Genomic DNA, 14,324 nt, shown 5'->3' with positions numbered 1-14,324 from the left:
ATGTATCGGATCGTACTGGGAAAAGTTTCGACACTCAGCGCAGGCGCCTTGCCGTCTGCGTTAACCGATCTGGCGCCGCAGGGTCCGCGACGCGCACGCTGGCTGGCCGGTCGCGTTCTGCTTTCCCACACCCTCTCGCCGCTGCCGGAGATTGTTTACGGCGAACAGGGGAAACCCGCGTTTTCACCCGAGACGTCGCTGTGGTTCAACCTGAGCCATAGCGGTGACGATATCGCCCTGCTGCTGAGCGACGAAGGCGAAGTGGGTTGCGATCTCGAAATCATCCGCCCGCGCGCCAACTGGCGCTCGCTGGCAAATGCGGTCTTCAGCCTCGGCGAACATGCCGAAGTGGAAGCGGAACATCCGGATCGGCAGCTCGCCGCCTTCTGGCGCATCTGGACGCAAAAAGAGGCAATCGTGAAACAGCGCGGCGGCAGCGCGTGGCAGATCGTCAGCGTCGACAGCACCTTTGACTCCGGGCTTTCGCTGAGCCATTGCCAGCTCGATAACCTAAGCCTGGCCGTCTGCACTCCCACGCCCTTTACCCTGAATGCAGACGCGGTGCAGTGGCTGGAAACGGTCTGACATCGCAAACATACGATTTTCGTATAATTCGCGTGTTTGACCGCTCTTCTCTTGATCCAGAACACGTCAAAAGTATGATGATTCTTTAGAATCGTCATACTCATAAAGTCGTACCTCTACATCATTCGGGATCACCATTTTGTCCAGACTACGCCGCACACTTTTTGCGCTGCTGGCCTGTGCGTCATTCCTTACGCACGCCGCTGCCACTGATGAAATTACGACCGCCTGGCCGGTCAACGTTGGGCCGCTTAACCCTCATCTGTATACCCCTAACCAAATGTTCGCCCAGAGCATGGTCTATGAGCCGCTGGTAAAGTATCAGGCCGATGGTTCGGTCATTCCGTGGCTGGCAAAAAGCTGGACCCACTCAGCGGATGGCAAAACCTGGACGTTTACCCTGCGTGATGATGTGACCTTCTCAAATGGTGAAGCGTTCGACGCCCATGCGGCGGCGGAAAACTTCCGCGTGGTGCTCGATAACCGCCAGCGTCACGCCTGGCTGGAACTGGTCAATCAGATCGTCGATGTGAAAGCGCTCGACAAAAACCAGCTCCAAATCACCCTGAAAAGTGCCTATTACCCGTTCCTGCAAGAGCTGGCGCTGCCGCGCCCGTTCCGGTTTATCGCGCCGTCGCAATTTAAAGACAACGAAACGATGCGCGGTATTAAAGCGCCGATTGGCACGGGGCCGTGGGTACTGAAAGCGTCGAAGCTCAATCAGTACGATGTGCTGGTACGCAACGATCGCTACTGGGGTGAAAAACCACAGATTCAAAAAATTACCGTCAAAGTGATCCCGGATCCGACGACCCGCGCTGTCGCGTTTGAAACGGGCGACATCGACCTGTTATACGGTAACGAAGGGTTGTTGCCGCTCGATACCTTCGCCCGTTTCAGTCAGAACCCGAACTACCGTACCCAGCTTTCTCAGCCGATTGAAACGGTAATGCTGGCACTCAACTCAGCAAAAGCACCGACCAATGAGCTGGCGGTACGTGAAGCGCTGAACTATGCGGTGAACAAGAAATCATTGATCGACAATGCGCTGTACGGCACGCAGCAGGTCGCCGACACGCTGTTTGCACCTACCGTTCCTTATGCCAACGTTGGCCTGAAGCCACGTCAGTACGACCCGCAGCAGGCGAAAGATCTGCTTGAAAAAGCCGGCTGGACGCTACCCGCCGGCAAAGATATTCGTGAGAAGAACGGCCAACCGCTGCGCATTGAGCTGTCATTCATTGGCACCGACGCGCTGAGCAAATCGATGGCGGAAATTATTCAGGCCGATATGCGCCAGATTGGCGTTGATGTTGCACTTATTGGCGAAGAAGAGAGCAGTATTTATGCCCGCCAGCGCGACGGACGCTTCGGAATGATCTTCAACCGCACCTGGGGCGCGCCGTACGATCCGCACGCCTTTATGAGTTCGATGCGCGTGCCGTCACATGCGGATTACCAGGCTCAGCAGGGGTTAGCTGACAAAGCGTTGATTGATAAAGAGATTGGTGAAGTGCTGGAAACCATCGACGACACCCAGCGTCAGGCGCTGTACAAAGACATCCTGACCCGTCTGCACAACGACGCGGTCTATCTGCCCATCAGCTATGTCTCGATGATGGTGGTCGCCAGACCTGAACTGGGCACAATTCCGTATGCGCCTATCGCCTCTGAAATCCCGTTTGAACAGATTAAACCGGTGAAACCCTGATGTTGCGTTATGTACTGCGGCGCATTCTGCTGCTGATTCCGATGATTTTCGCCGCCTCGGTGATTATCTTTCTGATGCTGCGCCTGGGCACTGGCGACCCGGCGCTCGACTATCTTCGCTTATCGAACCTGCCGCCGACGCCGGAAATGGTGGCCTCAACCCGCGTGATGCTGGGCCTTGATCAGCCGCTTGTCGTGCAGTATGGCACCTGGCTGTGGAAGGCGCTGCATTTGGATTTTGGCATCTCGTTCGCCACCCAGCGCCCGGTGCTGGATGACATGCTGAATTTCCTGCCCGCGACGCTGGTGCTGGCGGGCGCGGCGCTGGTGCTGATCCTGCTGACTTCTGTGCCGCTCGGTATCTGGGCGGCGCGTCACCGCGACCGTCTGCCGGATTTCGTCGTGCGACTGATTGCCTTCCTCGGCGTGTCGATGCCGAACTTCTGGCTCGCCTTCCTGTTGGTGATGTTCTTTTCGGTCTGGCTGCAATGGCTGCCCGCAATGGGCTACGGCGGCTGGCAGCATCTTATTTTACCCGCGGTGTCGATCGCCTTTATGTCCCTGGCGATCAACGCCCGACTTCTGCGCGCCAGCATGTTAGAAGTCGCCGGGCAGCGTCACGTCACCTGGGCGCGTTTGCGCGGGTTGAACGACAAACAAACCGAGCGCCGCCATATTTTGCGTAATGCGTCGCTGCCGGTCGTCACCGCGGTTGGGATGCACATCGGCGAACTGATTGGCGGGACGATGATTATCGAGAACATCTTTGCCTGGCCGGGCGTCGGGCGCTATGCCGTGTCGGCGATATTTAACCGCGACTACCCGGTGATTCAGTGCTTTACGCTGATGATGGTGGTGGTCTTCGTGGTCTGTAACCTGATTGTTGATCTGCTGAACGCCGCGCTGGACCCACGCATTCGTCGTCATGAAGGAGCGCACTCGTGAACTTTTTCCTCTCTTCACGCTGGTCGGTTCGTCTGGCCATGATTGTCATCGCCCTGCTGGCGGTGATTGCGCTGACCAGCCAGTGGTGGCTGCCGTATGATCCGCAAGCGATCGATTTACCCTCGCGCCTGTTGGCCCCCGACAGCCAGCACTGGCTGGGTACGGACCATCTGGGACGCGACATTTTCTCTCGCCTGCTGGCGGCGACCCGCGTGTCGCTGGGTTCGGTGATGGCCTGTCTGCTGCTGGTGCTGGCGCTGGGACTGATTGTTGGCGGCAGCGCCGGACTGCTGGGTGGTCGTGTCGATCAAGCCACCATGCGCGTCGCCGATATGTTTATGACCTTCCCGACCTCCATTCTGTCGTTCTTCATGGTCGGCGTGTTGGGCACGGGACTCACCAACGTGATTATCGCCATCGCCCTGTCACACTGGGCGTGGTATGCGCGCATGGTGCGCAGCCTGGTCATCTCTCTGCGTCAGCGCGAGTTTGTTCTCGCATCACGGCTTTCCGGCGCAGGTCATGTCCGGGTATTCATCGACCATCTGGCCGGGGCGGTGATCCCGTCTTTGCTGGTGCTGGCCACGCTGGATATTGGACATATGATGCTGCACGTTGCCGGGATGTCTTTCCTCGGCCTTGGCGTGACGGCACCGACGGCGGAATGGGGGGTGATGATTAACGACGCCCGCCAGTATATCTGGACTCAGCCGCTGCAAATGTTCTGGCCGGGGCTGGCGCTGTTTATCACCGTGATGGCCTTCAACATGGTGGGTGACGCCCTGCGCGATCACCTGGATCCTCATCTGATCACGGAGCATGCCCACTGATGCCACAGCACATTGAACTGCAAAACATCGCTTTAGTGGCCGATCGCCCGCTGGTGCACGGTGTGTCGTTAACGCTCAAACGCGGACGTGTGCTGGCGCTGGTGGGTGGCAGCGGTAGCGGTAAATCATTGACCTGCGCGGCGGCGCTTGGGATTTTGCCCGCTGGTGTGCGCCAGACAAACGGAACGCTGCTCGCTGACGGCAAACCGGTGTCGCCTCGATCCCTGCGTGGGTTCAAAATTGCCACCATTATGCAAAATCCGCGCAGCGCGTTTAATCCCCTGCATACGATGGCGACCCACGCACGGGAAACCTGTCAGGCGTTGGGTAAACCGGCAGATGACGCCACGCTCGTCAACGCCCTGCAAGCCGTGGGCCTGGAGCAGGCCGATCGCGTGCTGAAGCTCTACCCGTTCGAGATGAGCGGCGGCATGCTACAACGCATGATGATCGCGATGGCGGTACTGTCCGATGCGCCGTTTATCATCGCCGATGAGCCGACCACCGATCTGGATGTGGTGGCACAGGCGCGCATCCTCGATCTGCTGGAGAGCATTATGCAGAGCCGGGCACCGGGCATGCTGTTAGTGACTCACGATATGGGTGTGGTCGCGCGACTGGCCGACGATGTGGCAGTGATGGATAACGGAAACATCGTCGAACAGGGTGACGTGGAAACCCTGTTCAGGACACCCCAACACGCCATCACCCGCGGTCTGGTGTCGGCACATCTCGCTCTGTACGGTATGGAGTTAGCCTCATGACTTTACTCAGCGTCACAGACCTTTCTCATCAGTACGCCCACGCCAGCCTGGGCGGAAAACATCAGCATCAGCAGGTGCTGAAAGCGGTCTCTTTGCATCTGAAAAGCGGCGAAACCGTTGCCCTGTTAGGGCGCAGCGGCTGCGGAAAAAGCACGTTAGCGCGTCTGCTGGTCGGTCTGGAATCGCCCAGTCAGGGAAGCGTAAGCTGGCGCGGTGAACCGCTGGCAAAACTGAACCGGGCTAAACAAAAAGCGTTTCGCCGCGATATCCAGATGGTCTTTCAGGATTCCATTAGCGCAGTGAATCCGCGTAAAACCGTCTGTGAGATCCTACGTGAGCCGATGCGTCATTTACTCTCGTTGTCGAAAGCCGAACAGCTGGCGCGGGTACGCGAGATGCTTCGCGCCGTCGATCTGGAGGAAAACCTGCTGGATAAACGTCCGCCACAGCTCAGCGGCGGTCAGCTCCAGCGCGTCTGTCTGGCCCGCGCACTGGTGGTAGAGCCGAAACTGTTGATTCTCGATGAAGCGGTGTCGAATCTCGATCTGGTGTTGCAGGCAGGCGTCATTCGTCTGCTCAAAAAAATACAGCAGCAGTTTGGTACCGCCTGCCTGTTTATCACCCACGATCTGCGGCTGGTGGAACGATTTTGCCATCGTGTGATGGTGATGGAGGACGGGCAGATCGTTGAGACACAGACTGTGGGTGAGGCATTAACCTTTTCCTCCGAGGCCGGTCGTGTGCTACAAAAGGCGGTACTCCCCGCATATCCCGTGCGCCATCGCGCCATTTCGTAAGGTTGATATCTGATGCAACGAGTCACCATCACGCTTGATGACGATTTACTGGAAACGCTGGATAGCCTGAGCCAGCGCCGTGGTTACAACAACCGCTCCGAAGCCATTCGTGACATTCTGCGCGGCGCGCTGGCGCAGGAAACCACGCAAGAGCACGGCACCCAGGGCTTTGCGGTGCTCTCCTACGTGTATGAACATGAGAAGCGTGATTTAGCCAGTCGCATTGTCTCAACGCAGCACCATCACCATGATTTGTCCGTCGCCACACTGCATGTGCATATCAATCATGACGACTGTCTGGAGATTGCCGTCCTGAAAGGCGACATGGGCGATGTTCAACATTTTGCCGATGATGTTATCGCCCAGCGCGGTGTGCGCCACGGCCATTTGCAGTGTTTGCCGAAGGAAGAGTAAGACTCAACGATGCCGCCGGGGGCGCTACGCTTGCCCGGCCTGCCTTTGCACTCCCGTAGGCCGGATAAGACATCGTCGCCATCCGGCATCTGATTACGCCATCGTGCCAATCGTCTTTCTGAACCGCAGCAATGCGATCAGGAAGAACGCCGCGCCAATGGCGAGAAGCGTCAGAAACTGCGGCCAGACAATGCTGAACCCGGCGCCGCGATAGAGTATGGCTTGCGCAAGGCTGACGAAGTGGGTAGTCGGCATCGTCAGCATGATGTCCTGCACCACCTGCGGCATGCTTTCGCGCGGCGTGGAGCCGCCGGAAAGCATTTGCAGAGGCAAAAGCACCAGAATCATCAACAGCCCCAGTTGCGGCATGGAGCGCGCCAGCGTACCCATAAAAATGCCGATCGACGTGGTGGCGAACAGACTCAGCGCCACACCCAACATGAACAGCGGAATGGACCCTTCAATTGGCACGCCGAGCGCCCCTTTCACCATCAACATCAGCGACAGCCCCGAGACTACCAGCACCACCAGTCCCATTGACCAGACTTTCGCCATCATGATCTCAAACGGGGTGATCGGCATCACCAGCAGGTGTTCCACCGTACCGTGTTCACGTTCGCGTATCAGCGCCGAACCGGTCAGCACAATCGCCAGCATGGTGATGTTATTGATGATCGCCATCACCCCGCCAAACCACGCCGGATCGAGGTTCGGGTTGAAGCGCATTCGGGTCTCCAGCGAAACCAGCGGTTCACTGTTATCGCGATAACGCGCGACAAAACTGTTCACTTCACCGCTGATGATATTCTGGATGTAGCTGTTGCCAGTGAACGCCTGGCTCATGCGCGTGGCGTCAACATTCACCTGAATATCGGGTTGCCTTCCGGCCAGCACGTCCCGTTGAAAGTTTGGCGGAATATTGACCGCAAAGGTATAGCGACCCGCATCCAGCCCGGCATCCATCTCATCGGCGGTGATCATCTCCGGCGGTAAAAACCACGGACGGTAGAAGCTGTTGACGATACGATTCGAGAGTTGAGACTGGTCCATATCGGCAATGGCAATCGGCGCGAGATGCAGCGACCCCGGCAGCACGGTCGCGGAGGAGTACACCGAGACGGTAAAGGCAAACACGATCAGCGTCAGCATCGCCTTATCGCCCAACAGACTGCGCAACTCCTTGATGCCTAAATTATAAATATTGCGTAGTCGGCGCATCACCCCTCCTGTTTTTTCAGCAACAGCACGCTCAGCCCCATCACCACCGGAATGGCGATCAGCAGCGGTACAAACAGCGGCCAGAGATCGGTAAGATCCAATGCTTTCGAGAATGTGCCCCGGGCGATCGTCAGGAAATGGCTGGTTGGATAGATCTCGCCGATCCACCGTCCCGGTCCTTCCAGCGACGCCACCGGATCGATCATCCCGGAGAACTGCGTCGCCGGGATCAGGGTAATGATGGACGTGCCAAAAATTGCCGCAATCTGACTCTTCATGAACGTGGAGATCAGCAGCCCCATTCCCGTGGCGATGGTGACATACAATAGCGCGGCCAGGCTGAGCGTGAGGAAACTGCCCTTGTGCGGTACGCCAAACACAAACACCGACAGGGCGCACAGCAGCAGGAAGTTCAGCATCCCCAGCGCGATATACGGCAACTGTTTACCGAGCAAAAATTCACTGCGGGTGGTGGGCGTGACATACAGATTGATGATCGACCCCAGTTCTTTTTCCCGCACCACGCTCAGTGCGCTCAGCATCGACGGGATCATCATCAGCAACAGCGGAATGACCGCCGGAACAATCGCTGGCAGGCTTTTCACATCTGGGTTGTAGCGATAGCGTGTTTCAATGGTCATGAGTCCACTCTGCCCTACTGGCGTCGGCTGGCGGCTCGCCACGTCCTGTAGCCAGCTCTGGTGCATCGCCTGCACGTAGCCTTTTACCGTCTCGGCACGGCTGGGCATGGCGCCATCCACCCAGACGCCAATCTCCACCGGCGTCCCGCGCGCAATGTCACGACCAAAGTTAGGTGGGATTTCGATGGCTACTGCCACCTCGCCGGAACGCATCCGCCGGTCGAGATCGTCATAGCTGGTCAACGGCGGTTGTTCAATGAAGTAGCGTGAGCCTGCCAGATTCAATGACCAGGCCTGGCTGCTGACGGTTTGATCGCGATCGAGCACGGCAAAACGCAGGTTTTCGACGTCCATGCTGATGCCGTAACCCATGATCAGCATCAGGATCACCGTGCCCAGCAGCGCCAGCGTCGAACGCACCGGATCGCGCCTCAGTTCCAGCGCTTCGCGACGACTGTAGCTGAACAATCGCCGCAGGCTGAATCCCTGACGCGGTGGCTTCGCCTCTTCATGCTTTGTGTCCACCGGCACAGAGGTTTCAGGCGCCGGGCCCGCAGCCTCCTGGAGCCAGGAGATAAACGCCTCTTCAAGGCTTGTAGCCCCGCGCCGCTCAACCAGTTCCTGCGGCGTACCGCTGGCGAGCACTTTTCCGGCATGCATTAACGACATACGGTCACAGCGCTCAGCTTCGTTCATAAAGTGAGTGGAGATAAAAATGGTCACTTTGTCCTGACGCGACAAATCGACCATCAATTGCCAGAACATGTCCCTCGCCACCGGGTCAACGCCGGAGGTCGGTTCGTCGAGGATCAACATTTCCGGGCGATGGATCACCGCCACTGCCAGCGACAGCCGCTGTCGAATGCCTAGCGGGAGCGACTCGGGCAACGAATCCTCAACCTCCGCCAGCATAAAACGTTCGCTCATCTCCTGAACGCGTCGGGGGATTTCCGCTTCCGGGATGTGAAACAACCGGGCGTGGAGTTCAAGGTTCTGTCGAACGGTCAGCTCGCTGTACAGCGAAAACGCCTGCGACATGTAGCCCACCCGACGACGGGTGTCGATATCCTTCGGGTCGACTGGTTGACCGAACAGCCAGGCCTCCCCTTCACTGGCAGGCAGCAGCCCGGTCAGCATCTTCATGGTGGTCGATTTACCGCAGCCGTTGGAACCGAGGAAGCCAAAAATCTCCCCACGCGGGATGCGGAAGTTGACGTGATCGACGGCGACAAAATTGCCAAAGCGCATGGTCAGGTCTTTTGCCTCAATGGCAATGTCTTCCTGTTCTGCGTGATACGGCGGAATCACCACCGGCTGATACGCCTGCCGCTGCGCCTGTGGTAACAGGGCGATAAACGCCTGCTCCAGCGTCGCGCTGGCGGTTTTATCGCGGAGTTCCTGCGCGCTGCCGGTCGCCAGCACCTCGCCTGCGTTCATCGCCACCAGCCAGTCGAAACGCTCGGCCTCTTCCATATACGCCGTCGCCACCAGCACACTCATGTTGGTCTGCCGCTGACGAATATTCTCTATCAGATCCCAGAACTGGGCGCGAGACAGGGGATCAACACCGGTGGTCGGTTCATCCAGTATCAATAATTCCGGGTCATGGATCAGCGCACAGCACAGACCCAACTTCTGTTTCATCCCGCCCGAGAGTTTCCCCGCCGGACGATCGCGAAACGGCGCCAGACCGGTGCTGTTCAGTAACTCCGTAATCCGCGCTTCGCGCTCGGCTTTGTCATGACCGAACAAACGGGCGAAGAAGTCGACGTTCTCATACACCGACAACGTGTGATACAGGTTTTTTCCCAGGCCCTGCGGCATCCACGCAATACGCGGGCAGACGTCACGACGGTGTTTCGGATCGCGCATATCGCCGCCCAACACCATGACGTTGCCTTGCTCAATCACCCGGGCACCGGAAATGAGCGACAGCAGGCTTGATTTCCCCACGCCGTCGGGGCCGATCAACCCCACCATGCAGCGCGCGGGGATATCCAGCGTGATGTTATTCAGCGCCACCGTGGTCCCGTAATGCTGACTCACGCCGTCAAGGTGCGCCACGGGAGGAACGGGAACCAGCGCCAGAGCGGTCATTGCGGCAACCTCACCGCCAGCGAGTCAGGCCAGGGAAGCTGTTCGTTCAGTCTCACCCACGCCATGCCTGGCAAGCCGGTTTTGACATATTCCAGATGCTGCTGGAGTAATTCAGGGGGGATCCGCGCCTTGACGCGAAACATCAGCTTCAGGCGCTCATCGCTGGTTTCAACGGTTTTCGGCGTGAACTGCGCGACGCTGGCGACAAAACTGATCGTGGCGGGAATACGCAGGTCCGGCGCGGCATCAAGCACCAGACGGGCTTCACCGCCAATTTTCAGCAGACCTGCTTGTTCGGTGGGCAGAAAGAATGTCATGTAAACATCGCTGAGATCGACCATATTCAGCACCCGACCGCCCGCCGCCAGCACTTCGCCCGGCTCCGCCACGCGGTACTGAACCCGGCCATCACGCGGGGCTTTAAGCTCGCTGTCTTCGATATCCGCGACAATCCGCCGTTCGGTCGCCTGCGCGGCGTCGACGCGGGTTTGCGCCTGGATAATGCTGGTGCGCGCGGCTTCAATCGCTGCTTTCGTCGCAGAGACCTGCGCCTTTGCCGACTCCAGCGCCGCGCGTGCGCTTTCCGCGGCGGCACGATCGTCATCCAGTTGTTGCGCCGAGACCGCGCCACGCTGGGAGAGCGAGCGGGAACGGACGTGACGTTTGGAGACGGAATCCAGCTCGGCTTCACGCTGTTTCACTACCGACTGGGCAGCGCGGGTTTCGCTTTGCCGCTGTTCGAGCAGCGCCCGTGCAGCCGCCACGGCGCTTTCGGCCTCTTTGATTTGTGCGATGGCTTCCAGCCGTTGCTCCTGCAACACGCGGGTATCCATCTTCGCCAGCACTTCGCCCTGGCGAACGAACTGCCCCTCAGTCACGAGGATGGTATCAATACGTCCGGCGATTTTGGTGGCAATGTCCACTTCCGTCGCCTCGATTCTGCCGTTGCTGGCAGCAAAACCGTCCGGTACGCCTGCGGGCCGTAGACCCCACCACACGCCAGCAGCGATCACCACCAGTGCGCCCACAACCCACCACGTCAGATGACGTTTAATGTTGTCCATAATCGACCCGCCATAATCCCTGTTAGAAAACAATGCGTGTCACAAAACCCCACTGAACGGGCGTTCAGCGGTATCTTCCCTCCGGGATGAGAAGGAAAAAGTGAGAGTAGCCGGGCGGCGTACAGACGTCATGACTGCGCTCGCCGTGAAGGAAAGTGAATGACAGAGAAGTGCGAAAAACGGGTAGTAATGTTGTCATCATCAGCGTTCCTGGCCGTAAATGAAACACGCATACTCATAGCTAGTATCAATGGAATACTAGCATCATTATGGGTGATGTCTATTCGCTTATGGTTGGTAATGATATACAGGGTGAATGACTTACTCCCCGGCAAGATCCTGTGCACATGCCCAGGCGCTGGACCACGCCCACTGGAAGTTATAACCGCCCAGCCAGCCGGTGACGTCCATCACTTCGCCGATAAAGTAAAGCCCCGGCACCTTGCGCGCTTCCATGGTACGTGACGACAGTTCGTGGGTGTCTACCCCGCCAAGCGTCACTTCTGCCGTGCGATAGCCTTCAGTGCCGTTCGGCTGTACGCGCCAGTCGGTCAACGTGTCGATCAGCGTCTGCTGGTCGCGCACGTTGAGCTGTTTGAGCGAGACGTCAGGGATCTGCCCGAGCTGTTGCAGGCACTCGACCAGACGCTTCGGCAGCAGCATCGCCAGCGTATTCTTCAGGCTTTGATTCGGATGGGCGCTGCGCTGTTCGTTCAGGACGTCATTCAGACTGACATCTGGCAGTAAATTAATGCTGACAAATTCGCCTGGCTGCCAGAAGCTGGAAATTTGTAAAACCGCAGGACCAGAAAGGCCGCGATGGGTAAAGAGCAGATTTTCACGAAAGACGGTACCGTCCTGCGCGGTGATGACCGACGGAACGGAAACGCCAGACAGCACCTGAAGCTGCTCCAGCAGCGGTTTGTGAAGGGTAAACGGTACCAGTCCGGCGCGGGTTGGCAGAACGTTCAGACCAAACTGTTCGGCAATTTTATAGCCAAACGGTGACGCGCCCAGACCGGGCATCGACAGTCCGCCGGAGGCAATCACCAGCTTTTTCGCACCGACAGTCGCCCCGTTCAGCGCCAGCGTAAAACCGTCGTCATCCTGCGCAACGCTCAGCACTTCACTGCGTAAACGCAGGGTTACATTGCCTTTTTCACATTCCGCCACCAGCATATCGACGATTTGCTGCGCGGAGTCATCGCAAAAAAGTTGCCCGAGCGTTTTTTCATGCCAGGCGATGCCGCGCTTACTGACGAGATCGATAAAATCCCACTGGGTATAGCGCGCCAGCGCAGATTTGCAAAAATGCGGGTTTTGGCTCAAATAAGCCGCTGGCTCAACATAAAGGTTGGTAAAGTTGCAGCGACCCCCACCGGACATGAGGATCTTGCGGCCAGGCTTCTTTCCATTATCAATAAGCAGCACCCGACTGCCGGCCTGTCCTGCCTGTGCTGCACAGAACATACCTGCCGCGCCAGCGCCTATAATAATGGCATCAAACCTTTCCACTTTACGTTCCTCTCTGAATTCAGGGCGTGAATTGTAAAGTTATCTCAGTGGTCGCACCAGCGACAAAATCCTTAGGAAGAAGTATTTATATGAAATATATAAGATAATTCTTTATGGGCACTATTGTATTCAGACGTTAAATCAAAAAAAGTCTATATTTCACTTTGCCCGCGCCGCTAAAGTCACTGATAATGCGCCGCGTTCATGTCCTCAAGATGGCGTAACGTCCTATGCTACATTTGTTTGCTGGCCTGGATTTACATACCGGGCTTTTATTATTGCTTGCTCTGGCTTTTGTGCTGTTCTACGAAGCAATCAACGGCTTCCATGATACAGCCAACGCAGTCGCAACCGTGATCTACACCCGTGCGATGCGTTCGCAACTTGCGGTGGTCATGGCTGCGGTGTTCAACTTCTTTGGTGTGCTGCTGGGCGGTCTCAGCGTAGCCTATGCCATCGTGCATATGTTACCGACCGATCTCCTGCTCAACATGGGATCTTCGCATGGACTTGCGATGGTGTTCTCCATGCTGCTCGCCGCGATCATCTGGAACCTGGGTACCTGGTACTTTGGGTTACCCGCCTCCAGTTCCCACACGCTGATCGGCGCGATTATCGGCATCGGTTTAACCAATGCCCTGATGACCGGCACGTCAGTGGTGGACGCACTCAACATCCCGAAAGTCATCGGTATTTTTGCCTCGCTGATCGTCTCGCCCATCGTTGGTCTGGTGGTTGCAGGCGGCCTGATTTTCCTTCTGCGTCGCTACTGGAGCGGGACTAAAAAACGCGCCCGTATTCACCTCACGCCAGCGGAACGTGAAAAGAAAGACGGCAAGAAAAAGCCGCCGTTCTGGACCCGTATCGCCCTGATTCTTTCTGCTATCGGCGTGGCCTTCTCGCATGGCGCGAACGACGGTCAGAAAGGCATTGGTCTAGTCATGCTGGTTCTGATTGGTGTGGCGCCGGCGGGCTTCGTGGTAAATATGAATGCTTCGGGTTATGAAATCACCCGTACCCGTGATGCCATCAACAACGTCGAAATCTACTTCCAGCAGCATCCTGATCTGCTGAAACAGGTGACGGGCGTCGATCAGTTGATTCCGTCTCCGGAACCGGCCGCAACGCAGCCGGCAGAATTCCACTGCCATCCGGCAAACACCCTTAACGCGCTGGATCGCGCGAAGGCGATGTTGTCGAACAATGTGGAAAGCTATGACAAGCTGAGCGTTGAGCAGCGCGGCCAACTGCGTCGCATCATGCTGTGCATTTCCGACACGACCGATAAAGTGACGAAACTGCCGGGCGTGAGCGCTGACGACCAGCGTCTGCTGAAGAAACTGAAAACCGATATGCTGAGCACCATTGAGTATGCGCCAATCTGGATCATCATGGCGGTCGCGCTGGCGCTGGGTATTGGTACCATGATCGGCTGGCGCCGCGTGGCGACCACCATCGGTGAGAAGATTGGTAAAAAAGGCATGACCTATGCTCAGGGGATGTCTGCACAGATGACGGCGGCGGTCTCTATCGGTCTGGCCAGCTACACCGGGATGCCGGTGTCCACCACCCACGTACTCTCTTCCTCCGTCGCGGGGACGATGGTTGTCGACGGTGGCGGTCTGCAACGTAAAACGGTGACCAGCATTCTGATGGCGTGGGTGTTCACATTACCCGCCGCGATTCTGCTGTCCGGTACCCTGTACTGGATCTCGCTGAAGCTGATTTAAGCGAAAAGAGAAAA

12 protein-coding genes are annotated in these 14,324 nt (G+C 57.4%); 8 read left to right on the top strand and 4 right to left on the bottom strand.

Annotated elements, in window-relative coordinates; translation table 11 throughout:
- The 7 genes from acpT to nikR all read left to right on the top strand — a co-directional run bounded on the left by acpT (position 1) and on the right by nikR (position 6,045).
- Positions 1–585: a 4'-phosphopantetheinyl transferase AcpT gene (gene acpT, locus KI228_RS01380; RefSeq protein ID WP_061069332.1), complete on the top strand. Its 585-nt coding sequence runs from the start codon at positions 1–3 to the stop codon at positions 583–585.
- Positions 586–721: 136 nt separating this feature from the next.
- The gene (gene nikA / locus KI228_RS01375; protein ID WP_061069333.1) at positions 722–2,296 is read left to right on the top strand and encodes a nickel ABC transporter substrate-binding protein; all 1,575 of its coding nucleotides are present in this window, start codon (positions 722–724) and stop codon (positions 2,294–2,296) included.
- Positions 2,296–3,240: a nickel ABC transporter permease subunit NikB gene (nikB, locus tag KI228_RS01370; RefSeq protein WP_044267280.1), complete on the top strand. Its 945-nt coding sequence runs from the start codon at positions 2,296–2,298 to the stop codon at positions 3,238–3,240. Before nikA ends, nikB begins: the two co-directional genes overlap by 1 nt.
- Positions 3,237–4,070, top strand: coding sequence for a nickel ABC transporter permease subunit NikC (gene nikC, locus KI228_RS01365; RefSeq protein WP_042998516.1), 834 nt, complete (start codon positions 3,237–3,239; stop codon positions 4,068–4,070). The genes nikB and nikC overlap by 4 nt, the downstream gene beginning before the upstream one ends.
- Positions 4,070–4,834: a nickel import ATP-binding protein NikD gene (gene nikD / locus KI228_RS01360; RefSeq protein ID WP_061069334.1), complete on the top strand. Its 765-nt coding sequence runs from the start codon at positions 4,070–4,072 to the stop codon at positions 4,832–4,834. The genes nikC and nikD overlap by 1 nt, the downstream gene beginning before the upstream one ends.
- The gene (gene nikE / locus KI228_RS01355; RefSeq protein ID WP_058587442.1) at positions 4,831–5,631 is read left to right on the top strand and encodes a nickel import ATP-binding protein NikE; all 801 of its coding nucleotides are present in this window, start codon (positions 4,831–4,833) and stop codon (positions 5,629–5,631) included. The genes nikD and nikE overlap by 4 nt, the downstream gene beginning before the upstream one ends.
- A 12-nt stretch (positions 5,632–5,643) precedes the next feature.
- Positions 5,644–6,045, top strand: coding sequence for a nickel-responsive transcriptional regulator NikR (gene nikR, locus KI228_RS01350; RefSeq protein ID WP_042323093.1), 402 nt, complete (start codon positions 5,644–5,646; stop codon positions 6,043–6,045).
- Positions 6,046–6,138: 93 nt separating this feature from the next.
- Here the strand turns inward: nikR and KI228_RS01345 are convergent, their stop codons facing one another.
- From KI228_RS01345 to KI228_RS01330, 4 genes are all read right to left on the bottom strand, one after another.
- Positions 6,139–7,263, bottom strand: coding sequence for an ABC transporter permease (locus tag KI228_RS01345; protein WP_044327558.1), 1,125 nt, complete (start codon positions 7,261–7,263; stop codon positions 6,139–6,141).
- The gene (rbbA, locus tag KI228_RS01340; protein ID WP_061069335.1) at positions 7,263–10,001 is read right to left on the bottom strand and encodes a ribosome-associated ATPase/putative transporter RbbA; all 2,739 of its coding nucleotides are present in this window, start codon (positions 9,999–10,001) and stop codon (positions 7,263–7,265) included. Before rbbA ends, KI228_RS01345 begins: the two co-directional genes overlap by 1 nt.
- Positions 9,998–11,065, bottom strand: a complete 1,068-nt coding sequence (locus KI228_RS01335) for an HlyD family secretion protein (protein ID WP_042998521.1) — start codon at positions 11,063–11,065, stop codon at positions 9,998–10,000. The genes rbbA and KI228_RS01335 overlap by 4 nt, the downstream gene beginning before the upstream one ends.
- A gap of 321 nt (positions 11,066–11,386) precedes the next feature.
- Positions 11,387–12,580, bottom strand: a complete 1,194-nt coding sequence (locus tag KI228_RS01330; protein ID WP_090050223.1) for a BaiN/RdsA family NAD(P)/FAD-dependent oxidoreductase — start codon at positions 12,578–12,580, stop codon at positions 11,387–11,389.
- 230 nt (positions 12,581–12,810) lie between these two features.
- Between KI228_RS01330 and pitA the strand changes: the two genes are divergently transcribed.
- Positions 12,811–14,310: an inorganic phosphate transporter PitA gene (pitA, locus tag KI228_RS01325; protein WP_042998523.1), complete on the top strand. Its 1,500-nt coding sequence runs from the start codon at positions 12,811–12,813 to the stop codon at positions 14,308–14,310.
- Positions 14,311–14,324 lie beyond the last annotated feature (14 nt).

This window comes from Citrobacter amalonaticus, assembly GCF_018323885.1.
GTDB classification, from domain to species: domain Bacteria; phylum Pseudomonadota; class Gammaproteobacteria; order Enterobacterales; family Enterobacteriaceae; genus Citrobacter_A; species Citrobacter_A amalonaticus.
The sequence above is the reverse complement of the archived record's forward strand: the minus strand, read 5'-3'. Positions and strand labels throughout refer to the sequence as shown.

Bases quoted from the DNA above. Each gene is read 5' to 3' on its own strand.
- pitA (WP_042998523.1), top strand. From the start codon at position 12,811: ATGCTACATTTGTTTGCTGGCCTGGATTTACATACCGGGCTTTTATTA.
- KI228_RS01335 (WP_042998521.1), bottom strand. From the start codon at position 11,065: ATGGACAACATTAAACGTCATCTGACGTGGTGGGTTGTGGGCGCACTG.
- nikE (WP_058587442.1), top strand. From the start codon at position 4,831: ATGACTTTACTCAGCGTCACAGACCTTTCTCATCAGTACGCCCACGCC.
- KI228_RS01345 (WP_044327558.1), bottom strand. From the start codon at position 7,263: ATGCGCCGACTACGCAATATTTATAATTTAGGCATCAAGGAGTTGCGC.
- nikR (WP_042323093.1), top strand. From the start codon at position 5,644: ATGCAACGAGTCACCATCACGCTTGATGACGATTTACTGGAAACGCTG.
- rbbA (WP_061069335.1), bottom strand. From the start codon at position 10,001: ATGACCGCTCTGGCGCTGGTTCCCGTTCCTCCCGTGGCGCACCTTGAC.
- nikB (WP_044267280.1), top strand. From the start codon at position 2,296: ATGTTGCGTTATGTACTGCGGCGCATTCTGCTGCTGATTCCGATGATT.
- acpT (WP_061069332.1), top strand. From the start codon at position 1: ATGTATCGGATCGTACTGGGAAAAGTTTCGACACTCAGCGCAGGCGCC.
- nikD (WP_061069334.1), top strand. From the start codon at position 4,070: ATGCCACAGCACATTGAACTGCAAAACATCGCTTTAGTGGCCGATCGC.